General features: G+C 66.5%; 21 protein-coding genes. 19 read left to right on the top strand and 2 right to left on the bottom strand.

The genetic code is table 11. The features are described 5' to 3' along the window. Positions 1–88: 88 nt before the first annotated feature. Positions 89–1,399: a sn-glycerol-3-phosphate ABC transporter substrate-binding protein UgpB gene (gene ugpB / locus IG196_RS24010; RefSeq protein ID WP_101488988.1), complete on the bottom strand. Its 1,311-nt coding sequence runs from the start codon at positions 1,397–1,399 to the stop codon at positions 89–91. Between the two features lie 227 nt (positions 1,400–1,626). Here ugpB and serA point away from each other — a divergent pair, with 227 nt between their 5' ends. From serA to IG196_RS23995, 3 genes are all read left to right on the top strand, one after another. Then, on the top strand, positions 1,627–2,859 hold the full coding sequence (gene serA / locus IG196_RS24005) for a phosphoglycerate dehydrogenase (protein WP_192193315.1): 1,233 nt from the start codon (positions 1,627–1,629) through the stop codon (positions 2,857–2,859). Between the two features lie 186 nt (positions 2,860–3,045). Then, the gene (locus tag IG196_RS24000; protein ID WP_192193314.1) at positions 3,046–6,924 is read left to right on the top strand and encodes a DUF3683 domain-containing protein; all 3,879 of its coding nucleotides are present in this window, start codon (positions 3,046–3,048) and stop codon (positions 6,922–6,924) included. Further along, positions 6,921–7,358: an HIT family protein gene (locus tag IG196_RS23995; RefSeq protein WP_192193313.1), complete on the top strand. Its 438-nt coding sequence runs from the start codon at positions 6,921–6,923 to the stop codon at positions 7,356–7,358. The genes IG196_RS24000 and IG196_RS23995 overlap by 4 nt, the downstream gene beginning before the upstream one ends. A 15-nt stretch (positions 7,359–7,373) precedes the next feature. Here the strand turns inward: IG196_RS23995 and IG196_RS23990 are convergent, their stop codons facing one another. Then, entirely contained in the window at positions 7,374–8,162 is a 789-nt protein-coding gene (locus tag IG196_RS23990) for a hypothetical protein (protein WP_192193312.1), read from the bottom strand. Positions 8,163–8,267: 105 nt separating this feature from the next. On the opposite strand from IG196_RS23990, the gene IG196_RS23985 reads away from it, so the two are divergent. From IG196_RS23985 to IG196_RS23910, 16 genes are all read left to right on the top strand, one after another. Continuing rightward, positions 8,268–8,681 carry a gamma-butyrobetaine hydroxylase-like domain-containing protein gene (locus tag IG196_RS23985; RefSeq protein ID WP_192193311.1) on the top strand — a complete coding sequence of 138 codons (414 nt, stop codon included), beginning with the start codon at positions 8,268–8,270 and terminating at the stop codon, positions 8,679–8,681. 168 nt (positions 8,682–8,849) lie between these two features. After that, positions 8,850–9,581: a bifunctional demethylmenaquinone methyltransferase/2-methoxy-6-polyprenyl-1,4-benzoquinol methylase UbiE gene (gene ubiE / locus IG196_RS23980; protein WP_056578284.1), complete on the top strand. Its 732-nt coding sequence runs from the start codon at positions 8,850–8,852 to the stop codon at positions 9,579–9,581. Between the two features lie 41 nt (positions 9,582–9,622). Further along, positions 9,623–10,636 carry a Tim44 domain-containing protein gene (locus IG196_RS23975; RefSeq protein ID WP_192193310.1) on the top strand — a complete coding sequence of 338 codons (1,014 nt, stop codon included), beginning with the start codon at positions 9,623–9,625 and terminating at the stop codon, positions 10,634–10,636. Between the two features lie 164 nt (positions 10,637–10,800). Further along, positions 10,801–11,367, top strand: coding sequence for a hypothetical protein (locus IG196_RS23970; RefSeq protein WP_192193309.1), 567 nt, complete (start codon positions 10,801–10,803; stop codon positions 11,365–11,367). Then, positions 11,364–12,929: a ubiquinone biosynthesis regulatory protein kinase UbiB gene (gene ubiB / locus IG196_RS23965; RefSeq protein WP_192193308.1), complete on the top strand. Its 1,566-nt coding sequence runs from the start codon at positions 11,364–11,366 to the stop codon at positions 12,927–12,929. Before IG196_RS23970 ends, ubiB begins: the two co-directional genes overlap by 4 nt. A gap of 19 nt (positions 12,930–12,948) precedes the next feature. Next, positions 12,949–14,397 carry a sodium:solute symporter family protein gene (locus IG196_RS23960; RefSeq protein ID WP_192193307.1) on the top strand — a complete coding sequence of 483 codons (1,449 nt, stop codon included), beginning with the start codon at positions 12,949–12,951 and terminating at the stop codon, positions 14,395–14,397. 105 nt (positions 14,398–14,502) lie between these two features. Further along, positions 14,503–14,838 carry an FmdB family zinc ribbon protein gene (locus tag IG196_RS23955; protein ID WP_192193306.1) on the top strand — a complete coding sequence of 112 codons (336 nt, stop codon included), beginning with the start codon at positions 14,503–14,505 and terminating at the stop codon, positions 14,836–14,838. Positions 14,839–14,853: 15 nt separating this feature from the next. Beyond that, the gene (locus IG196_RS23950) at positions 14,854–15,486 is read left to right on the top strand and encodes a DUF502 domain-containing protein (protein WP_101488999.1); all 633 of its coding nucleotides are present in this window, start codon (positions 14,854–14,856) and stop codon (positions 15,484–15,486) included. Between the two features lie 37 nt (positions 15,487–15,523). Next, positions 15,524–17,332 (top strand): aspartate--tRNA ligase, encoded by a 1,809-nt coding sequence (gene aspS / locus IG196_RS23945; RefSeq protein ID WP_192193305.1) that lies wholly within the window; start codon positions 15,524–15,526, stop codon positions 17,330–17,332. A gap of 65 nt (positions 17,333–17,397) precedes the next feature. Further along, complete coding sequence (locus tag IG196_RS23940) at positions 17,398–17,667, top strand: type II toxin-antitoxin system prevent-host-death family antitoxin (protein WP_192193304.1); 270 nt, start codon at positions 17,398–17,400, stop codon at positions 17,665–17,667. Positions 17,668–17,673: 6 nt separating this feature from the next. Beyond that, positions 17,674–17,991, top strand: a complete 318-nt coding sequence (locus tag IG196_RS23935) for a CcdB family protein (RefSeq protein WP_192193303.1) — start codon at positions 17,674–17,676, stop codon at positions 17,989–17,991. 8 nt (positions 17,992–17,999) lie between these two features. Then, positions 18,000–18,461, top strand: a complete 462-nt coding sequence (gene nudB, locus IG196_RS23930) for a dihydroneopterin triphosphate diphosphatase (protein ID WP_412556353.1) — start codon at positions 18,000–18,002, stop codon at positions 18,459–18,461. Further along, positions 18,458–19,222, top strand: coding sequence for an endonuclease/exonuclease/phosphatase family protein (locus IG196_RS23925; RefSeq protein WP_192193302.1), 765 nt, complete (start codon positions 18,458–18,460; stop codon positions 19,220–19,222). Before nudB ends, IG196_RS23925 begins: the two co-directional genes overlap by 4 nt. A 139-nt stretch (positions 19,223–19,361) precedes the next feature. After that, positions 19,362–20,093 carry a GTP cyclohydrolase I gene (gene folE / locus IG196_RS23920; RefSeq protein WP_192193301.1) on the top strand — a complete coding sequence of 244 codons (732 nt, stop codon included), beginning with the start codon at positions 19,362–19,364 and terminating at the stop codon, positions 20,091–20,093. Between the two features lie 3 nt (positions 20,094–20,096). Then, on the top strand, positions 20,097–20,519 hold the full coding sequence (locus IG196_RS23915; RefSeq protein WP_101489005.1) for a BLUF domain-containing protein: 423 nt from the start codon (positions 20,097–20,099) through the stop codon (positions 20,517–20,519). 16 nt (positions 20,520–20,535) lie between these two features. After that, a complete protein-coding gene (locus IG196_RS23910; protein WP_192193300.1) occupies positions 20,536–21,417 on the top strand; it encodes a DMT family transporter in 882 nt (293 codons plus the stop codon). Positions 21,418–21,426: the final 9 nt, after the last annotated feature.

Below are 21,426 nucleotides of genomic sequence, written 5' to 3'. Positions count from 1 at the left end.
CATAAAAAATCCCGCCCGGCGCGCCCTGGAACAAGGGCGTGCGGGGGCGGGCGATATTAGCCGGACACGGAGCCCGGAACTTCAATCGTTAGCTTTTGTTCGCTTTTTGGAAGCGTTCCAGCTGCTCGTTGCCGCGGGTCACGATGGCGTCGAGGGCCTCCTTGGCCGTCTTCTTGCCGCCCCAGACCTGTTCGAGCTCTTCGTCCTCGATGGCGCGGATCTGCACGTAGTTGCCCAGGCGGATGCCGCGGCTCTTGTCGGTGACCTTGCGGATCATCTGCGTCACGGCCACGTCGGTGCCGGGGTTCTGCTTGTAGAAGCCCGATTCTTCGGTGAGCTTGTACGAGGCGGTGGTCACCGGCAGGTAGCCGGTGCGCTTGTGGCTGGCGGACTGCACTTCAGGCGTCGAGATGAAGCTGAAGAACTTGGCCACGCCCTTGTACTCTGCGGCCTTCTTGCCCGACATGACCCACAGGCTGGCGCCGCCGATCACGGTGTTCTGCGGTGCGCCCGGCACGTCCGGGTAGTAGGGCAGGGGCGCCAGGCCGTAGGCGAACTTGGCGTTCTTGGCCACGTTGCCGTAGAAGCCCGAGGACGTGTTGATCATGGCGCACTCGCCCGACACGAACGACGCTTCAGGCACGTTGCCGCGGCCCTTGTAGATGAACAGGCCCTGCTTGGACATGCTGGCCAGGTTCTCGATGTGGCGCTGGTGCAGCGGCGAGTTCACCTTCAGGCGCGCGTCCAGGCCCTGCAGGCCGTTGGCCTTGCTGGCGAACTCGACGTTGTGCCAAGCCGAGAAGCTCTCGACCTGCGTCCAGTTCTGCCAGGCGGTGGTGAACGGGCACTTGTGGCCGCTGGCCTTGAGCTTGGCGGCGGCGGCCACCACTTCGGGCCAGGTCGACGGTGCCTTGTCGGTGGGCAGGCCGGCCGCCTTGAAGGCGTCCTTGTTGATGTAGAAGATGGTGGTCGAGCTGTTGAACGGGAAGCTCAGCATCTGGCCGTTGGGGGCGGTGTAGTAACCGGCCACGGCGGGGATGTAGGCGGCCGGGTCGAACTTCTCGCCCGCGTCCTTCATGACCTGGCCGACCGGAATGACGGCGCCCTTGCTGGCCATCATGGTGGCGGTGCCCACTTCGAACACCTGCAGGATGTGCGGTGCGTTGCCCGAGCGGAAGGCCGCGATGGAGGCCGTCATCGATTCGTCGTACGTGCCCTTGAAGGTCGGGACGATCTTGTAGTCCTTCTGGCTCTCGTTGAACTGCTTGGCCAGGTCGTTGACCCACTCGTTGTTGACGGCGGTCATGGAATGCCACCACTGGATTTCGGTCTGGGCCTGGGCTGCATTGAACAGCGTGGCGGCCAGCGCCGATGCCAACGCGAGCGTCTTGAATCGCATGAAGTCTCCTCGGGGAAAAAATGGAAAGCGCGAATGCTAGGGCATGTGCGTGACACAGCCGCGTCACATTGGGGCACGGACCCGGGGGCTATTCCAATCGGGGAAACCCCTTTAGCGTCAAGCCCGGCGCGGGCTGCGGGGCTCTTGCTGCGCTGCACCATGCTAGCATCGTCCTCCCCTTTTTTGGCCTAGCTTGTCGCCATGGCCGGGGCCTTCCTGAGTACGCCATGAGCAGCAAAACCTCCCTCGACAAAAGCAGGATCAAGTTCCTTTTGCTCGAAGGTATCCACCCTTCGGCCGTGGAGGTGCTGCGCGCCGCCGGCTACACCAACATCGAGGCGCTGCCGGGTGCGTTGCCCGACGCCGAACTCAAGGCCAAGATCGCCGACGTGCACTTCGTGGGCATCCGCTCGCGCACCCAGTTGACGGCCGATGTGTTCGCTGCCGCGCACAAGCTGGTGGCGGCCGGGTGCTTCTGCATCGGCACCAACCAGGTCGACCTCGACGCCGCCCGCGAACACGGCGTGGCCGTGTTCAACGCCCCGTATTCCAACACCCGCTCGGTGGCCGAGTTGGTGCTGGCCGAAGCCATCCTGCTGCTGCGCGGCGTGCCCGAGAAGAGCGCCGTGGCGCACCGCGGCGGCTGGCTCAAGTCGGCCGACAACGCCTTTGAAATCCGCGGCAAGACGCTGGGCATCGTGGGCTACGGCTCGATCGGCGCGCAGCTGTCGGTGCTGGCCGAGGCGCTGGGCATGCACGTGGCCTTCTACGACGTGGTCACCAAGCTGCCGCTGGGCAACGCCCGCCAGGTGCGCGAGCTGCACCAGCTGCTGGCCCAGAGCGACATCGTGACCCTGCACGTGCCCGAGACGCAGGCCACCCAGTGGATGATCGGCGCGGCCGAGATCGCCGCCATGAAGCCGGGGTCGATCCTGATCAACGCCTCGCGCGGCACCGTGGTCGAAATCGAGCCGCTGGCCGAGGCCCTGAAGAGCAAGAAGCTGCTGGGCGCTGCGATCGACGTGTTCCCGGTCGAGCCGCGCACCAACAAGGACGAGTTCCTGTCGCCGCTGCGCGGGCTGGACAACGTGATCCTCACGCCGCACATCGGCGGCTCGACCATGGAGGCGCAGGCCAACATCGGGCTCGAAGTGGCCGAGAAGCTGGTCAAGTACAGCGACAACGGCACCTCGACCTCGTCGGTCAACTTCCCCGAGGTGGCGCTGCCGGCGCACCCGGGCAAGCACCGCCTGCTGCACATCCACCGCAACGTGCCGGGCGTGCTGTCCGAGATCAACAAGATCTTCTCGGACAACAACATCAACATCTCGTCGCAGTTCCTGCAGACGAACGAGAAGGTCGGCTACGTCGTGATGGACATCGACGCCGCCTCGTCCGACCTAGCGCTGGAGAAGCTGGCCAAGGTGAACGGGACGATCCGCAGCCGCGTGCTGTTCTAAGCTCCTTGTCTTTCTCCCTCTCCCGCCGGGAGAGGGCGGGGTGAGGGCCGGCGGCCCCACGCCAAGGCAGGCATCGGGCCTGCCATAGGGAATAGCGGAACGGGAAGGGCAGAGACCCCAAGGCCTGCCCTAAAATCCACCCCCCGGCTACATGGGCGCGCAGCGCCTGGCCAAGGGCCCCACCCGATGAATGCTCCGACCGCGTTGAATACGCTGTTGTCACAGGCCGCAGAGCCTGTACGACTGCGCGAGATCCCCTACAACTACACCAGCTTCTCCGACCGGGAGATCGTGCTTCGCCTCTTGGGCGAACGCGGCTGGGAACTGCTTCAGATCCTGCGTGCCGAGCGCCGCACCGGCCGATCGGCGCGCATGCTCTACGAGGTGCTCGGCGACATCTGGGTCGTGCAGCGCAACCCCTACCTCGTCGACGACCTGCTGGACAACCCGCGCCGCCGCGGCCAGCTGGTCGACGCCCTGCGCCACCGCCTGGGCGAAGTGCAGAAGCGCCGCACCCCCGACAGCGACCTGCCGCGCGACCAGCTCGTGGGCGAGCTCACCGGCCTCGTCAGCCAGGCCGTCGCCGCCTTCGACGACACCTTCCGCGAAGTCACCGCCCTGCGCCGCAAGGCCACGCGCGTGCTGCGCCGGCTCACGGCCAAGGACAACATCAAGTTCGACGGCCTCTCGCGCGTGTCGCACGTGACCGACGCCACCGACTGGCGCGTCGAGTACCCCTTCGTCGTGCTGTGCCCCGACACCGAGGTCGAGATGGCCTTGCTGGTCAAGGGCTGCATCGAGCTGGGCCTGACCATCATTCCGCGCGGGGGCGGCACCGGCTACACCGGCGGCGCCATTCCGCTCACGTGGAAGAGCGTGGTCATCAACACCGAGAAGCTCGAGGCCATGACCGAGGTCGAGCACATCTCGATGCCCGGCCTGGATCACCCCGTGCCCACCATCTGGACCGAGGCCGGCGTGGTCACCCAGCGCGTGGCCGACGCGGCCGAGCGCGCGGGCTTCGTGTTCGCGGTCGACCCGACCTCCGCCGAGGCTTCGTGCGTGGGCGGCAACGTCGCCATGAACGCCGGCGGCAAGAAGGCCGTGCTGTGGGGCACGGCGCTCGACAACCTCGCCTCGTGGCGCATGGTGACGCCGCAGGCCGAGTGGCTCGAAGTGACCCGCATCGGTCACAACCTGGGCAAGATCCACGACGCCGAGAGCGCTCTGTTCGAGCTGCAGTACTTCGCCGCCGACGGCAAGACCCCGCTGCGCACCGAGCGCCTCGACATCCCCGGTAAGACCTTCCGCAAGGAAGGCCTGGGCAAGGACGTGACGGACAAGTTCCTCTCGGGCCTGCCGGGCATCCAGAAGGAAGGCTGCGACGGCCTCATCACCAGCTGCCGCTGGGTGGTGCACAAGATGCCGGCGCACACGCGCACCGTGTGCCTCGAATTCTTCGGCAACGCGAAAGATGCCGTGCCCAGCATCGTCGAGATCAAGGACTTCATGTTCGCCGAGCAGAAGCGCTCGGGCGTGCTGCTGGCCGGCCTCGAGCACCTGGACGACCGCTACCTCAAGGCCGTGGGCTACGCCACCAAGTCGAAGAAGCACGGCGGCCTGCCGAAGATGGTGCTGTTCGGCGACATCGCGGGCGACGACGCCGACGCGGTGGCGCGCGTCACCTCGGAAGTGGTGCGCATCGCCAACTCGCGCAGCGGCGAAGGCTTCATTGCCATCAGCCCCGAGGCGCGCAAGAAATTCTGGCTCGACCGCAAGCGCACGGCCGCCATCAGCAAGCACACCAACGCCTTCAAGATCAACGAAGACGTGGTGATTCCGCTGCCGCGCATGGCCGAGTACAGCGACGGCATCGAGCGCATCAACATCGAGCTGTCGCTACAGAACAAGCTGGCGCTCACCGACGCGCTCGAAGCGTTCTTCACACGCGGCAACCTGCCGCTGGGCAAGACCGACGACGCGCACGAGATCCCGGCGGCCGAGCTGCTGGAAGACCGCGTGGCGCAGGCCGTGGCGCTGGTGCACGAGGTGCGCGCGCTGTGGGCTGGTTGGCTGCAGAACGTCGACGCGCTGTTCCCGCAGCTGCAGGACCACACGCTGCGCGCCAGCTGGAAGACCCAGCTGCGCCAGCCGCTGCAGGAGATCTTTTCGGGCGCCGAGTTCGGGCCGATCCTGGCCGAGTGCACCGCCATCCACAAGCAGGTGCTCAAGGGCCGCGTGTGGGTCGCGCTGCACATGCACGCGGGCGACGGCAACGTGCACACCAACCTGCCCGTGAACAGCGACAACTACGAGATGCTGCAGACCGCGCACGCCGCGGTGGTGCGCATCATGGCGCTGGCACGCAGCCTGGACGGCGTGATCTCGGGCGAGCACGGCATCGGCATCACGAAGCTCGAGTTCCTGAGCGACGAAGAGCTGCGTCCCTTCACCGAATACAAGGCCCGGGTCGACCCCGAAGGCCGCTTCAACAAGGGCAAGCTGCTGCGCGCGCCCGCGGGGCAAGCGCAGACGCTGCACGCCGACCTGACCAACGCCTACACGCCGAGCTTCGGCCTCATGGGGCACGAGTCGCTGATCATGCAGCAGAGCGACATCGGCGCCATTGCCGACAGCGTGAAGGACTGCCTGCGCTGCGGCAAGTGCAAGCCGGTGTGCGCCACGCACGTGCCGCGCGCCAACCTGCTGTACAGCCCGCGCAACAAGATCCTCGCGACCTCGCTGCTGGTGGAGGCCTTCCTCTACGAAGAGCAGACGCGGCGCGGCATCAGCATCAAGCACTGGGAAGAGTTCGAGGACGTGGCCGACCACTGCACCGTGTGCCACAAGTGCCTCACGCCGTGCCCCGTGAAGATCGACTTCGGCGACGTGTCGATGAACATGCGCAACCTGCTGCGCAAGATGGGCCAGAAGAGCTTCCGCCCCGGCAACGCGGCCGCGATGTTCTTCCTGAACGCGACCAACCCGCAGACCATCAAGGCGGTGCGCGCGGGCATGGTGGGCGTGGGCTTCAAGGCGCAGCGCCTGGCCAACGACCTGTTGAGCCGTCTCGCGAAGAAGCAGACCGGCGCGCCGCCGGCCACGCTGGGCCCCGCACCCATCAAGGAGCAGGTGATCCACTTCATCAACAAGAAGATGCCGGGCAACCTGCCGAAGAAGACGGCGCGCGCGCTGCTCGACATCGAGGACGCTGACTACGTGCCGATCATTCGCGACCCGAAGACGACCACGTCGGAAACCGAGGCGGTCTTCTACTTCCCGGGCTGCGGGTCGGAGCGGCTGTTCTCGCAGGTCGGCCTGGCCACGCAGGCCATGCTCTGGCATGCGGGCGTGCAGACCGTGCTGCCGCCGGGCTACCTGTGCTGCGGCTATCCGCAGCGCGGCAGCGGCCAGTTCGACAAGGCCGAGAAGATGATCACGGACAACCGCGTGCTCTTCCACCGCGTCGCCAACACGCTCAACTACCTCGACATCAAGACCGTGGTGGTGAGCTGCGGCACCTGCTACGACCAGCTGCAGGGCTACCAGTTCGACAAGATCTTCCCGGGCTGCCGGATCATCGACATCCACGAGTACCTGCTCGAAAAGGGCATCACGCTCGCCGATGCCGGCGGTGGCGGCTACCTGTACCACGACCCCTGCCATTCGCCGATGAAGCTGCAGGACCCGATGAAGACCGTGAAGGCGCTGGTCGGCGACAACGTGCTCAAGAACGACCGCTGCTGCGGCGAGTCGGGCACGCTGGGCGTGTCGCGGCCCGACATCTCGACGCAGATCCGCTTCCGCAAGGAAGAAGAGCTGAAGAAGGGCGAGGCCGCGCTGCGCGATGCCGGCCAGGTCGGCGCGACCGACAACGTGAAGATCCTCACCAGCTGCCCGAGCTGCCTGCAAGGCCTCTCGCGCTACGGCAACGACCTGAACAACGGCCTGCTCGAGGCCGACTACATCGTGGTCGAGATGGCCAACAAGCTGCTCGGCGACGACTGGATGCCGAAGTACGTGGCGGCCGCCAACCAGGGCGGCATCGAGCGGGTGCTGGTATGACGGCTGTGGCGGGTTGCCCGCTGTGCGACGCGCCCGGCGGGCGCCTCGTGTTCGAAGGCGCGAAGCTGCGCGTCATCCATGCGCAGGAAGAAGGCTTTCCGGCTTTCTATCGCGTCGTGTGGCGTGACCATGCGGCGGAGTTCTCCGACCTCGATGCGGCCGACCGCGTGCTGTGCATGGAGGCCGTGGTGCGCGTGGAGCAGTGCCTGCGCGACGCGCTCGCGCCCACCAAGCTCAACATCGCCGCACTCGGCAACATGGTGGCGCACCTGCACTGGCACGTGATCGCGCGCTTCGACTGGGACAGCCATTTCCCCGGGTCGGTCTGGGCCACTGTGCAGCGGACCGCGCCGGCCAAGCGGCTGGCCGCCGTGCAGGCGCTGCTGCCGCAGGCGGAGGCCGACATGGTCCGCCGGCTCGCGACGCTGGCCTGAGGCCCTCGTTTTTTCTCAGCTGGCCGCGGCGGTGCGCGTCGCGCTGCCTGCCTTGCGGTCCGCACAGGCCTGCTTGAATTCCGGCGTGGCGCGCGTTTCCTTCGAGAAGCGCTTCGAGGCCACGCTGCCATCCCTGCACACACGATCGAGTTCGGTTTGCGCGCTCCTGTTGCCGGCATGCGCGGCATGGGCCAGCAGGCGCACCGCGTGGAAGGGCACGCCCGAGGTGCTGGACGACGCGGTGGCTGCAGCGGTCGTCGGCTGCGGTGTTGGTGCGGCCTTGACGGGCTCCGCGGGCAGCGTGCGTGCGGTGCTGGCCGAGGTCGGCAGGCGCTCGACAGCGGTGAAGTCGCCACTCTTGCCGGCACGCTCGACCATTTGCCGGTAGCTGTCCATCATGAACGACGTGTCCTTGGGCGTGAGTTCCTTCGCCGGCTTGGCGAGGTAGGCCGCCACTTCGGGCGGCAGCGCCGCGTTCACGGTGCTCAGTTCATGCGCGCCGCCGAAGCTTCGCGAGCCGGCCTGCGCGGCGTGCGCCGCGTCGTCGCCCAGCGCCATCGCGCCCTTCGCGGCGACGCCCGTCGCACCTTCGGCCGCCACCGCACCCGCGCCGACCGCCGCACCCTTGCCCGCCACGCCAGCCGCTTTCCCGGCCGTCGCAGCCTTGCCCGCCGCCTTGCCGATCAGGCCCCAGAAAGCGTAGGCGGGCGGGGCGAGGGCAGCGCCTGCGAGCGCGGCGCAGAGGACAAGGGCGGCCCGGTTCGGACGCGACAGGAGGAGGGGAAAGCGTGTGCGTGACGGCATGCCGCAATGCTAAGCGCAGGCAGCGGGCACGCCGCGGCGGAGCGCGCGGCATACTGCGCGACTCCGATCCCTTTTCTCTCTTCTCTTCCTTCGAACGGATTCCCCATGGCAGGTTTGCAAGCCGGCGCGCCGACGCCCCAATCGATCACCGTGCACGGCCAGTCGCGTGTGCTCGAAGTCGGCTTCTCGGACGGCGCGAGCTTCCGCATTCCCTTCGAGCTGATGCGCATCTATTCGCCGTCGGCCGAAGTGCAGGGCCACGGCCCGGGGCAGGAGGTGCTGCAGACGGGCAAGCGCGAGGTCGAACTGGTCGGGCTGGAGCCGGTCGGCAACTACGCCGTGCAGCCCGCCTTCAGCGACGGTCACAACTCAGGCATCTACACCTGGAGCCTGCTGTACGAGCTGGGCGCCCGGCAGGCTGAGCTGTGGGCCGACTACGAGCGGCGCCTGACCGAGGCTGGCGTGGACCGCGATGCGCCGATGGCCGACAAGGGCGGCAGCGCCTGCAGCAGCCACTGAGCGCGAGACCGAGGGTAAACATACCCTGTTGCTATTGAAAAGATAGCCTTACACGCAGCAAGCATGCGTGTTGCGGCGGCCCTGCGTTGGAGGAAAAAGCAACAAATGTCCGCCGTGCCTGCGGGGTCGTCGCCTTGAAGGAATGCCTTCCGGCCTAACATCGACCGCATGAGTACAACCCACTTCGGCTTCGAGAAAGTCGACGAAAGCGAGAAGGCGCAACGCGTTCGCGGCGTCTTCGACTCGGTGGCCTCGCGCTACGACATCATGAACGACCTGATGTCGGCCGGACTGCACCGGGCCTGGAAGGCCTACACCGTGATGGTCGCGAACGTGGGCGAAGGCTCGCGCGTGCTCGACATCGCGGGCGGCACCGGCGACCTCGCGCTCGCCTTCTCGAAGAAGGTCGGCGCCACGGGCCAGGTGGTTCATACCGACATCAACGAAGCCATGCTGCGCACCGGCCGCAACCGCCTGCTCGACGCCGGCGTGGTGCTGCCCACCACGGTCTGCGACGCCGAGAAGCTGCCCTTTCCCGACGACCACTTCGACGTGGTCACCGTGGCCTTCGGTCTGCGCAACATGACGCACAAGGACGTCGCGCTCAAGGAGATGAACCGCGTGCTCAAGCCGCGCGGCAAGCTGCTGGTGCTCGAGTTCTCGAAGGTCGCGAAGCCGCTCACGAAGGCCTACGACTGGTATTCGTTCAACGTGCTGCCGCGACTGGGCAAGCTCGTGGCCGGCGACGACGCGAGCTACCGCTACCTGGCCGAATCGATCCGGATGCATCCCTCGCAAGAGGAGCTCAAGACCCTCATGAAAGAGGGCGGTTTCGGACATGTGGACTATCACAACATGACGGGGGGAATTGCAGCCCTCCATGTTGGAATCAAGTGTTGATCACGATGACGACGCGATTTTTTCGCTCAAGAGGAGACGGCATGAAGAGTTTGGGTTCTTTGTTTTTGGCGGCTGCGCTGGTGCTGGTGAGTGTTCAGGCGGAAGCCGCTCGCATGGGCGGCGGCAAGTCCGTCGGTCGCCAGTCGTCCAACGTGACGCAGCGCCAGGCCACGCAGCCGACGGCCCCCGCGCAGCAGAACGCGACGAATGCGGCGCCGAAGCCCGCAACGCCCGCCGCCGCTGCACCGAAGCGTCCGTGGGGCGCGATGCTCGGCGGTCTTGCCGCCGGCCTGGGTCTGGCATGGCTCGCGAATTCGCTGGGCCTGGGTGCCGGCTTCGCCAACATCCTGCTGATCGCGCTGCTGGCCTTTGCTGCGCTCGCGGTGTGGCGCATCTTCAAGGCGCGCTCGGCCGCGTCGTCGGGCAACGCCAACCGCCAGGGCGCTTTCGCCTTCCAGGGCGCCGGCAACCCCGCCGATGCACGCGCACCGGCACAGTACAGCCCGGCCAACGTCGGCAACGACGCCTCGGCACGGCCGTGGGAGCGCAACGCCACGGCGTTCGATGCCACGCCCGCCGAGTCGGAGCGTCACGGCAGCAGCCTGTCGGCCGCGGGTGCCGCAGCCGGCGGCAGCATGATCGGTTCGGCACTGGCCGGTTCGCAGTCCTGGGGCGTCCCCGCGGGCTTCGATGCCGACGGCTTCCTGACCGCCGCCAAGCGCAACTTCGTGACCCTGCAAGACGCCTGGGACCGCGCCGACGTGTCGATGCTGCGTTCCATGATGACCGACAGCATGGTCGAAGAGATCCGCACGCAACTGGCCGATCGCGCCAGCCACACGGGTGGCTCGTCGAACAAGACCGAAGTCGTGATGCTCGACGCCAAGCTGCTCGGCATCGAAGAGCTGCCCGACGCCTACATGGCGAGCGTGGAGTTCTCCGGCATGATCCGCGAAGACGCCTCGGCGGGCCCGGCCCCGTTCCGCGAAGTCTGGAACATGACCAAGACCGGCAGCGCCGGCTGGTTGGTGGCAGGCGTGCAAGCGCTGCAGTGAAGTAAAAGGCTCGCCCCCAGGCTTCGCGCACTGCGTGTCGCTTCTCCAACCCCCTACCGGGGGCAACACCAGCGGCCCGGCAAAGCCGGTTCCGCGGTGTTTCTGGAAGGAGACGATGCAGTTCACGGGTTACGGGGCGCAGCACTGACGGGATAATGGGGACCATGGCTACACCATCGTCCCCTTTTTCTTTGCTCGGCGACCTGTTCAACCGCATCGGCGAACGCCTGCAACCGCCGGACTGGGCAGTCCACGAGATCCAGCACCGCGTGGTCCTGTTCATGAACCATGTGCTGCAGCAGGAGCCCGAAGCACAGCAGCGGCTGCTGCGCCAGCAGGGCCGGGTGGTGCGCTTCCAGTGGCGCTTCGTGACGATGGAGCTGGTGGCCACGCCGGCCGGCCTGCTCGACCTGGCGCCCGCCGGGTCCACACCCGAACTCACGCTCACCGTGATCGATGACTCCCCCTTCGACATCGCCAGCGCCACGCTGCGCGGCGACAAGCCCTCCGTGCAGATCGTCGGCGACGTGCAGCTTGCGGCCGAGGTCAACTGGCTGGTCGACCACGTGCGCTGGGACGTCGAGGACGACCTGGCCCGCGTGATCGGCGATGTGCCCGCGCACACGCTAGGCAATGGCGTGCGGCGCGTGGTGGGCGCGCTGCGCCAGTTCGTCGGCGACCGCTCGGCCCGTGCGGTCGGTGCGGGCGGTGCGGCGGGCCACGCCGAATGAGTCGCTTCTATCGCGGCCTGTTCATCGTCTGGGTCGCATTGCGCTATGGCCTGGACGAGCTCGTGCTCACGAGCTTCCAGAAGCCCTGGCTGCGCGTGGTGGCACGCATCGTTTCTGTCGGACGCAACCTCGACGCGCCGCGCGGCCAGCGCCTGCGCGAGGCGCTGGAGCGGCTGGGCCCGATCTTCGTGAAGTTCGGCCAGGTGCTGTCCACGCGCCGCGACCTGCTGCCGCCCGACATCGCCGACGAGCTGGCCTTCCTGCAGGACCGCGTGCCGCCGTTCCCCTCGGCGGTGGCCATTGCGACCATCGAGCGTGCCTTCCGCCGCCCGGTGAGCGACGTGTTCGTGCAGTTCGACGAAACGCCCATTGCCAGCGCCTCGATCGCGCAGGTGCACTTCGCGACCATCCGCACCAACCAGGGCGAGATCCGCGACGTGGCGGTGAAGGTGCTGCGCCCCAACATGCGCGGCGTGATCGAGAAGGACCTCGCGCTCATGGCCATGATGGCCGGCTGGATCGAAGGCCTCTCGGCCGACGGCAAGCGCCTGAAGCCGCGCGAGGTGGTCGGCGAGTTCGACAAGTACCTGCACGACGAGCTCGACCTCGTGCGCGAGGCGGCCAACGCCGCGCAGCTGCGCCGCAACATGGCCTCGCTCGATCTGGTGCTGATCCCCGAGATGTTCTGGGACTTCTGCCATCCCGAGGTGATGGTGATGGAGCGCATGAACGGCGTACCCATTGCCCAGCTCGACAAGCTGCGCGCGGCGGGCGTCGACATTCCCAAGCTCGCGCGCGACGGCGTGACGATCTTCTTCACGCAGGTGTTCCGCGACGGTTTCTTCCACGCCGACATGCACCCGGGCAACATCCAGGTGAGCCTGGCGCCCGAGACTTTCGGGCGCTACATCTCGCTCGATTTCGGCATCATCGGCACGCTCACCGAGTCCGACAAGGAGTACCTCGCGCAGAACTTCGCGGCCTTCTTCCGGCGCGACTACAAGCGCGTGGCCGAGCTGCACCTCGAAAGCGGCTGGGTGCCGCAGGGCACGCGCATCGACGAACTCGAGGCCGCGATCCGCACCGTGTGCGAGCCGTACTTCGACCGGCCGCTGAAGGAAATCTCGCTGGGCATGGTGCTGATGCGCCTGTTCCAGACCTCGCGCCGCTTCCACGTCGAGATCCAGCCGCAGCTGGTGCTGCTGCAGAAGACCCTGCTGAACATCGAAGGCCTGGGCCGAAGCATCGACCCCGAGCTCGACCTCTGGGCCACGGCCAAGCCGTTCCTCGAGAAGTGGATGCTCGACCAGATCGGGCCGAAGAAGCTGTTCCAGCAGCTGCGGGCCGAGGCGCCGCGCTACGCGAAATTGCTGCCGCAGTTGCCGCGTCTGCTGCACGATTTCCTGGAAAATCGGCCGCCCGATCACCGCCGCGAGTTGATGGAGTTGTTGGCCGCGCAGAAGCGCACCAACCGGCTGCTGCAGGCCATTCTTTATGGCGGCATCGGATTCGTCCTGGGTTTGCTCGCCATGCAAGTGCTGGTGCGCGTGCGTTTGTTCTAGAGGCTGGAGGAGTTTCACCGTGTTGCTGACGCTGGTCATCGTCTATCTGCTGGTCACCATCGCCATCGGCCTGTATGCGGCCAAACGGGTGAAGAACACCACCGACTTCGCGATCGCGGGGCGGCACCTGCCGCTGTTCATGATCGTCACGACCACCTTCGCGACCTGGTTCGGGTCCGAAACGGTGCTCGGCATCCCGGCCAAGTTCATCGAGGGCGGCCTGAGCGGCGTGGTCGAAGACCCGTTCGGCGCGGGCACCTGCCTGATCCTGGTGGGCCTGTTCTTCGCGGGCAAGCTGTACCGCATGACGCTGCTCACCATCAGCGACTACTACCGCGAGCGCTACGGCCGCAGCGTGGAAGTGGCCTGCTCGCTGATCATCATGCTGAGCTACCTGGGCTGGGTGTCGGCGCAGGTCACGGCGCTGGGGCTGGTGTTCAACGTGCTGTCGGCCGGCGCCATCAGCATCCCGGTGGGCATGGTGATCGGTGTGGTCTCGATCCTGGCCTACACGCTGTTCGGCGGCATGTGGTCGGTGGCCGTGACCGACTTCATCCAGATGATCATCCTGGTCGTCGGCCTGGCGGTCATCGCGATGTTCGCGGGCGACATGGCTGGCGGCGCCGACAAGGTGATCGCCTTCGCGGTCAGCAAGGACCTCTTCAAGTTCTGGCCCGAGCCCAACTGGCACGACATGGTGTTCTTTTTTGCCGCGGCCATCACGATGATGCTGGGCTCCATTCCGCAGCAGGACGTGTTCCAGCGCGTGATGTCGGCCAACAGCGTGAAGGCGGCCACGCGCGGCCCGGTGATCGGCGGCGTGGCGTACATCCTGTTCGCCTTCGTGCCGATGTTCCTCGTGGCCAGTGCGCTCCTCATCATGCCGGACGAGGTGGCCGTGCTGCTGAAGGAAGATCCGCAGAAGGTGCTGCCCACGCTGGTGCTGCAGAAGATGCCGTTCGTGATGCAGGTGCTGTTCTTCGGCGCGCTGCTGTCGGCCATCAAGTCGACCGCCTCGGCCACCTTGCTGGCGCCCAGCGTCACCTTCACCGAGAACATCTGGCGCCAGTTCCGCCCCGCCGGCACCGACCGCGAGAACCTGATGACGATGCGCATCACGGTGCTGCTGTTCAGCGCCGCCGTGCTCGCCTACGCCATCCGCATGCAGGGCACGCCCATCTATGAACTGGTGTCGGGCGCCTACCAGGTGCCGTTGGTCGGGGCCTTCGTGCCGCTGGTGTGCGGCCTGTACTGGCGCCGCGCCACCACCCAGGGCGCCATCGCCTCGATCGTCGGGGGCATCGGCGTCTGGCTGCTGTTCATGGCGATGCCCTGGGGCACCGCCTTCCCGGCGCAGCTGGCGGGTGTGCTGTCCGCGTTCGGGGGCATGGTCGTCGGTTCGTTGCTGCCGCAATGGATAGTGGACACTCACACGCCGCACCGCCTCCTGGCGACCGAGCCGGCCTGACGAAGGGTGGGGCCGCACCCCGTGCGGCCCTGTGGGCGGGGGCGCCCCTATAATCGAGGGCTTTGCGAGCGGCAGCTGCGTCGCTCATTTCCACCCCGATTCCCCATGCCCATTTACGCCTACAAGTGCAGTTCCTGCGGCTTTGCCAAGGACGTTCTGCAGAAGATGTCGGACACGCCACTCTCGGTGTGCCCGGAATGCGGTGCGAGCGCATTTGAAAAGCAGGTCACCGCCGCCGGCTTCCAGCTCAAGGGCTCGGGCTGGTACGTGACCGACTTCCGCGAGGGCGGCGGCAAGAAGTCCGAGGCCCCCACCGCGCCCGCCGCTTCCGGCGACGGCGCCAAGTCGGCCGACGCTTCTTCTTCGTCCTCCGCCTCCAGCCCCGCACCGGCGCCTGCGCCGGCCCCCGCTGCCCCGGCTGCGGCCAAGAGCGGCGACTGACGGAACCCCCTTCCCATGTCCGCCCTGCGCAAATGGTTGTTCTCCGGCTTGCTGGTGATCGTTCCGCTGTTCATCACCCTGGCGGTGCTGAAGTGGATCATCGACACGCTCGACCAGACGCTGTGGGTGCTGCCGGGCGCATGGCAGCGCTGGCTCTACGACAACAACATCCGCGGGCTCGGCGTGCTGCTCACGCTGGCGATCCTGCTGGTGGTCGGCGCCATTGCGAGCAACTTCGTCGGCAAGCGCCTGCTCGGGTGGGGCGACGCCGTGGTGCGGCGCATTCCGGTCGTGCGCTCGATCTACTCGAGCGTCAAGCAGGTGTCGGACACGCTGTTCTCCGAGAACGGCAACGCATTCCGCACGGCAGTGCTGATCCAGTGGCCGCGCGAGAGCGTGTGGACCATTGCCTTCGTGACCGGCGCGCCGGGCAACGAGGTGGCCGAGTACCTGGGCACCGAGGAATTCCTCAGCGTCTACGTGCCGACCACGCCCAACCCCACGGGCGGCTACTTCGTCATGCTCAAGCGCAGTGACTGCGTCGAACTGAAGATGAGCGTGGACGAAGCGCTCAAGTACATCGTCTCGATGGGCGTGGTCGTTCCAGGCGGCCCCTCCTCGGTGGCGATCAAGCCATCCAACTCATAAAAACGAACGCGCCACGACGGCGCCGGAAGTCCTTCCTATGGCCATGCGTACTCACTATTGCGGTCTTGTGACCGAAGCCCTGTTGGGCCAGACCGTCACCCTGTGCGGGTGGGTCAACCGTCGCCGTGACCACGGCGGCGTGATCTTCATCGACGTGCGCGACCGCGAAGGCTACGTGCAGGTGGTGTGCGACCCCGACCGCGCCTCGACCTTCGCCGTGGCCGAGAACCTGCGCAACGAGTTCTGCGTGCAGATCACCGGCCTCGTGCGCTCGCGCCCCGAAGGCACGACCAACGACAGCCTCAAGAGCGGCAAGATCGAAGTGCTGTGCCACGAACTGAAGGTGCTGAACCCGTCGGTCACGCCCCCGTTCCTGCTGGACGACGACAACCTGTCGGAAACCACCCGCCTCACGCACCGCGTGCTCGACCTGCGCCGCCCGGCCATGCAGCGCAACATGATGCTGCGCTACAAGGTGACGATGGAAACGCGCAAGTTCCTCGACGCCAACGGCTTCATCGACATCGAGACCCCGATGCTCGGCAAGTCCACGCCCGAAGGCGCGCGCGACTACCTCGTGCCCAGCCGCGTGCACGACGGCAGCTTCTTCGCGCTGCCGCAGTCACCGCAGCTCTTCAAGCAACTGCTGATGGTGGCCGGCTATGACCGCTACTACCAGATCGTGAAGTGCTTCCGCGACGAAGACCTGCGCGCCGACCGCCAGCCTGAATTCACGCAGATCGACATCGAGACCTCGTTCCTCGCCGAAGAAGAAATCCGCGAGATGTTCGAAGGCATGGTCCGCACCATGTTCCGCAACGCCGCGGGCATCGACCTGCCGGTGTTCCCGACCATGAGCTACGCCGACGCGATGTTCAAGTACGGCTCGGACAAGCCCGACCTGCGCGTGAAGCTCGAATTCACCGAACTCACCGAGCTGATGAAGCGCGTCGAGTTCAAGGTGTTCTCGAACGCCGCCACCATGACTGGCGGCCGTGTCGTTGCACTGCGCGTGCCCGGCGGCGGTGCCGAGGGCGGCATGTCGCGCGGTGAAATCGACGCGTACCAGGAATTCGTGAAGATCTACGGTGCCAAGGGCCTGGCCTACATCAAGGTCAACGACGCAGCCGCCGGCCGCGAAGGCCTGCAAAGCCCGATCGTCAAGAACCTCGACGACGCCACGCTGGCCGAGATCATCGCCCGCACCGGCGCGTGCAACGGCGACATCCTGTTCTTCGGTGCCGACAAGGAAAAGGTCGTCAACGACGCCATTGGCGCGCTGCGCGTGAAGATCGGCCACAGCCCCTTCGGCAAGAAGGCCGGCCTGTTCGAGGACCGCTGGGCACCGCTGTGGGTGGTCGACTTCCCGATGTTCGAGTTCGACGAGGAAGGCCAGCGCTGGAGCGCCGTGCACCATCCGTTCACCGCACCGAAGGACGGCCATGAAGACCTCATGGACACCGCGCCCGAGAAGTGCATCGCCAAGGCCTATGACATGGTGCTCAACGGCATCGAGATGGGCGGCGGTTCGGTGCGTATCCACCGCGAGGAAGTGCAGAGCAAGGTGTTCCGCGCGCTGAAGATCAGTGCCGAAGACGCACAGCTCAAGTTCGGCTTCCTGCTGGACGCGCTGCAGTACGGTGCCCCGCCGCACGGCGGCATCGCCATCGGCCTGGACCGCCTCGTCATGCTCATGACCGGCGCCGAGTCGATCCGCGACGTGATCGCCTTCCCCAAGACCCAGCGCGCGCAAGACCTGCTGACGCAGGCGCCGAGCCCGGTCGACGAGAAGCAGCTGCGCGAACTGCACATCAAGCTGCGCAACACGCCGCAAGCCGCTGCCTGAGGCTGGCCGGTTGGCACCGGGCAGGGTGATTGGCTAAAATGGCTAATCACTCCCCGGAGCCAGCCATGCAGATCACCGCCACCGAAGCCAAGAACCGATTCGGCTACTACCTCGGCCAGGCCGAGCGCGAACCGGTGCATGTGATGAAGAACGACCGCGTGGCGGTCGTTCTTGTTTCCGCGGCGCGCTTTGCGGAACTCGAGGCGCTCGAAAAGCAGAAGTCGATGGCGCAGCGCAAGCGCGAGTTCAACGAGGAATACAAAGACTGGATTGCCGCGCAGCATGAGCTGGTCGAGGCGCACGGTGTTTTCGGCGAAAACTTTCGCCCCTGGTAAGCACCCGTGGCGCAATTCGACATCTACGCCAATCCCGACAAGGCCCAGCGCGCCGCATTTCCGTGGTGTGTCGACATGCAAAGCGACCTGCTCGGCGTGTTGCCAACGCGGTTGGTCATGCCGCTGACGACCCAGAAGTACCTGCCGCCCAAGGCGCCGCACCGGCTGTGCCCGCCCGTCCAATGGGACGGCGAGACTTTCTTTGCGCTGCCCCAGATGACCTCGCCTTTTCGGGTGAAAGACCTGGGCACCGCGAAAGGCAATGTGCGCATGGCTTCGAATGACTTGGTGGCTGCGCTCGACGCGGTCATCAGCGGCGTCTGAATACTGCTGTGAAGCCCTTCAAGATCCCGGAGTCGGTGCTGGTCGTGATCCACACGCCCGCGCTCGACGTGCTGCTGATCCGGCGCGCCGATGCCCAAGAATTCTGGCAATCGGTCACCGGCAGCAAGGATGCCCTCGACGAGCCACTCGCGCTCACGGCCGCCCGTGAGGTCGTCGAGGAAACCGGCATCCAGTGCGGCGAGGGCACGTCGCTGGCTTCGCAGCTGGTCGACTGGCAGCTGCGCAACATCTACGAGATCTACCCCGGCTGGCGCGCTCGCTACGAGCCCGGCATCACCCACAACACCGAGCACCTGTTCGGCCTGTGCGTGCCCGAGCGCCTGACGCCCGTGCTCGCCGCGCGCGAGCACACCGACTGGCAATGGCTGCCGTACCGCGAGGCAGCAGACGCCTGCTTTTCCCCGTCGAACGCCGAAGCCATTCTGTTGCTGCCAGAATTTGCGCGATGAACCCACCGGCAGCCTCCGCAGCGCACAACCTTCGGGTCGCGACCTACAACATCCACAAGGGTGTGCAGGGCATCGGGCCGGCACGCCGGCTCGAGATTCACAACCTGGGCCACGCCATCGAGCAGCTCGATGCCGACATCGTCTGCCTGCAGGAAGTGCGCAAGATGAACCGGCAGGCCGCCGCGCGCTTTCCGCGCTGGCCCGAGCTGCCGCAGGCCGACTTTCTCGCGCCCGAGGGCTACACGGCCGTCTACGAGACCAATGCCGTCACGCGCCACGGCGAGCACGGCAATGCGCTGCTCACGCGCTGGCCGGTGATCCGCACCAGCCACCAGGACATCTCCGACCACCGCTTTGAACAGCGCGGCCTGCTGCACGCGGTGATCGAGGTGGAGGGCCGACCGATCCACGCCATCGTGGTGCACCTGGGGCTCATCAAGGGCAGCCGCGTGCGGCAGGTGGCGCGGCTGCGCGAGTTCATCGAGCGCGAGGTGCCGGCCGACGAGGCCGTGGTGGTGGCCGGCGATTTCAACGACTGGGGTGCGCGCATGCGCTACGCCATGAACGCCATGGGCCTGCGCGACGCCAGCGATTTGCGGGGCCCGCGCACGCTCACGTATCCGTCGCGGCTGCCGGTGGCGCAGCTCGATTTCGTCTACGGGCGCCAACTCGAGCCGCTGTCCTGCTCCGTGCCGCGCGGCCCGATCTGGGCCCGCATGTCCGACCATCTTCCGCTGGTAGCCGACTTCGCGTTGGCCTGAGCTCGCCCCCAGGCTTCGCGCACTGCGTGTCGCTTCTCCAACCCCCTACCGGGGGCAACACCTGCGGCCCGGCAAAGCCGGTTCCGCGGTGTTCCCCCTCTGGCGGTGCTGAAAAAGGGTTCACTGATACCATCCGCAGATGCTGAGGAAAACCGACGTCGAACCGCTTCCCGATCGAAAAGACGATGACGAGGGCACCCCCGTCTCCGTCAAGATCCGCGAGCGACTGAATGCAGCGCGCAAGCGTTTCCACGCCAACGACAACATCGCCGAGTTCATCCAACCCGGCGAACTGGAGTCGCTGCTCGACGAGGTCGAGGTCAAGATGAAGGGCGTGCTCGAGAGTCTCGTCATCGACGTCGAGAACGACCACAACACCGACAACACCGCGCGCCGCGTGGCCAAGATGTACCTCAACGAGGTGTTCCGTGGCCGCTACGTGCCGCCGCCGCCGCTCACCGAGTTTCCCAACGCCGAGCACCTGAACGAGCTGATGATCGTCGGCCCGATCACCGTGCGCAGCGCCTGCTCTCACCACTTCTGCCCGATCATCGGCAAGCTCTGGATCGGCGTGATGCCCAACGAGCACACCAACGTGATCGGCCTGTCGAAGTACGCGCGCCTGGCCGAATGGGTCATGGGCCGTCCGCAGATCCAGGAAGAAGCCGTGGTGCAGCTGGCCGACCTGATCCAGGAAAAGACGCAACCCGACGGCCTCGCGCTGGTCATGGAAGCCGAGCACTTCTGCATGGCCTGGCGCGGCGTGAAGGAAATGGACAGCAAGATGATCAACTCCGTCATGCGCGGCGTGTTCCTCAAGGACCCGAGCCTGCGCCGCGAATTCCTTTCCCTCCTGCCACGAAAGAGCTGAGCCATGCTGGTCCGTCTTCTCTACGCCAGCCGCGCCGTCGATACCAGCCCCGAGGCCATCGAGGCGATCCTCGCGAAATCGCGCACGCACAACCCGGCCTGCGGCATCACCGGCATCCTCTGCTACGGTGCCGGCACCTTCCTGCAGGCGATCGAGGGCGGGCGCGACGCCATCAGCGATCTCTACGGCCACATCCAGCGCGATGCGCGCCATAAAGACGTGGTGCTGCTGCACTACGAAGAAATCTCCGAGCGCCGTTTCGGCGGCTGGACGATGGGCCAGGTCAACCTCTCGAAGCTCAACGCCTCGACGCTGCTGAAATATTCGGAGAAGCCCGAACTCGATCCGTACAAGGTCTCGGGCAAGGTCTCGCTCGCGCTGCTCGAAGAACTGATGGCGACAGCCGCCATCGTCGGCCGCCACTGATCCCGGTTCCACCGGGGTGCCACTCTCCGCCTTTGCGCTGATCCTGCTGGCCGGGGTCATTCACGCCAGTTGGAACATCGCCGCCAAGAAGGCGAACGGCGACTCGCGCTTTGCGTTCCAGAGCGGCGTGTTCATGGCCGTGGTGTGGGCGCCCGTGGGCATCACGCTCGGCTGGAGCGTCGTGCCGACCTGGGGCACGAAGGAGTGGACGTTCATCGTGCTGAGCGGCGTGCTGCACGTCTTCTATTACGTCGTGCTGCTGCGCGGCTACCGCAAGTCGGACCTCACGGTGGTCTACCCGCTGGCACGCGGCTCGGGGCCGCTGCTCTCGTCGCTGGTTGCGATCCTGTTTCTCGGCGAGAAGATCGGCCTCGTCGGCGTGGCGGGCATTTTCGGCGTGGTGCTCGGCGTGTTCCTGGTGGCCGGTGGCCCGCGCCTCTTTCACAAGAAGCACGACCCGGTGCAGCGCGAGCGCGTGCAGAAGGGCATGCGCTACGGCGTGCTGACCGGCGCCTTCATCGCGGCCTACACGATCACCGACAGCTACGCCGTCAAGTTCCTTGCGATGTCGCCGATCCTGCTCGACTACATGAGCAACTTCGTGCGCCTCGTGCTGCTGCTGCCTGCGGCGCTGCAAGACCGGGCGACCACCGCGCGCATGTGGCGCGAGCAATGGAAGTACGCGCTGCTGGTGGCGGCGATCAGCCCCATCTCGTACGTGCTCGTGCTGTACGCGGTGCAGCAGGCGCCCATTTCGCACGTCGCGCCGGCGCGCGAGGTGTCGATGCTGTTTGCCGCGCTGATCGGCGGGCACCTGCTGCGCGAAGGCGACCGCATGCTGCGGCTGCTGGGCGCGCTGTTCATCGCGGCCGGCGTGATCGCGCTAGCACTGGGCTGACCGAAAGCG

Source organism: Variovorax sp. 38R (assembly GCF_014843395.1).
In the GTDB taxonomy this organism is placed as follows: domain Bacteria; phylum Pseudomonadota; class Gammaproteobacteria; order Burkholderiales; family Burkholderiaceae_C; genus Variovorax; species Variovorax paradoxus_H.
The sequence above is the reverse complement of the archived record's forward strand: the minus strand, read 5'-3'. Positions and strand labels throughout refer to the sequence as shown.

Bases quoted from the DNA above. Each gene is read 5' to 3' on its own strand.
- aspS (WP_192193305.1), top strand. From the start codon at position 15,524: ATGGCCATGCGTACTCACTATTGCGGTCTTGTGACCGAAGCCCTGTTG.
- IG196_RS23985 (WP_192193311.1), top strand. From the start codon at position 8,268: ATGGCAGGTTTGCAAGCCGGCGCGCCGACGCCCCAATCGATCACCGTG.
- folE (WP_192193301.1), top strand. From the start codon at position 19,362: ATGCTGAGGAAAACCGACGTCGAACCGCTTCCCGATCGAAAAGACGAT.
- serA (WP_192193315.1), top strand. From the start codon at position 1,627: ATGAGCAGCAAAACCTCCCTCGACAAAAGCAGGATCAAGTTCCTTTTG.
- IG196_RS23950 (WP_101488999.1), top strand. From the start codon at position 14,854: ATGTCCGCCCTGCGCAAATGGTTGTTCTCCGGCTTGCTGGTGATCGTT.
- IG196_RS23990 (WP_192193312.1), bottom strand. From the start codon at position 8,162: ATGCCGTCACGCACACGCTTTCCCCTCCTCCTGTCGCGTCCGAACCGG.
- ubiB (WP_192193308.1), top strand. From the start codon at position 11,364: ATGAGTCGCTTCTATCGCGGCCTGTTCATCGTCTGGGTCGCATTGCGC.
- ubiE (WP_056578284.1), top strand. From the start codon at position 8,850: ATGAGTACAACCCACTTCGGCTTCGAGAAAGTCGACGAAAGCGAGAAG.
- IG196_RS23955 (WP_192193306.1), top strand. From the start codon at position 14,503: ATGCCCATTTACGCCTACAAGTGCAGTTCCTGCGGCTTTGCCAAGGAC.
- IG196_RS24000 (WP_192193314.1), top strand. From the start codon at position 3,046: ATGAATGCTCCGACCGCGTTGAATACGCTGTTGTCACAGGCCGCAGAG.
- IG196_RS23940 (WP_192193304.1), top strand. From the start codon at position 17,398: ATGCAGATCACCGCCACCGAAGCCAAGAACCGATTCGGCTACTACCTC.
- ugpB (WP_101488988.1), bottom strand. From the start codon at position 1,399: ATGCGATTCAAGACGCTCGCGTTGGCATCGGCGCTGGCCGCCACGCTG.
- IG196_RS23995 (WP_192193313.1), top strand. From the start codon at position 6,921: ATGACGGCTGTGGCGGGTTGCCCGCTGTGCGACGCGCCCGGCGGGCGC.
- IG196_RS23925 (WP_192193302.1), top strand. From the start codon at position 18,458: ATGAACCCACCGGCAGCCTCCGCAGCGCACAACCTTCGGGTCGCGACC.
- IG196_RS23915 (WP_101489005.1), top strand. From the start codon at position 20,097: ATGCTGGTCCGTCTTCTCTACGCCAGCCGCGCCGTCGATACCAGCCCC.
- IG196_RS23975 (WP_192193310.1), top strand. From the start codon at position 9,623: ATGAAGAGTTTGGGTTCTTTGTTTTTGGCGGCTGCGCTGGTGCTGGTG.
- IG196_RS23970 (WP_192193309.1), top strand. From the start codon at position 10,801: ATGGCTACACCATCGTCCCCTTTTTCTTTGCTCGGCGACCTGTTCAAC.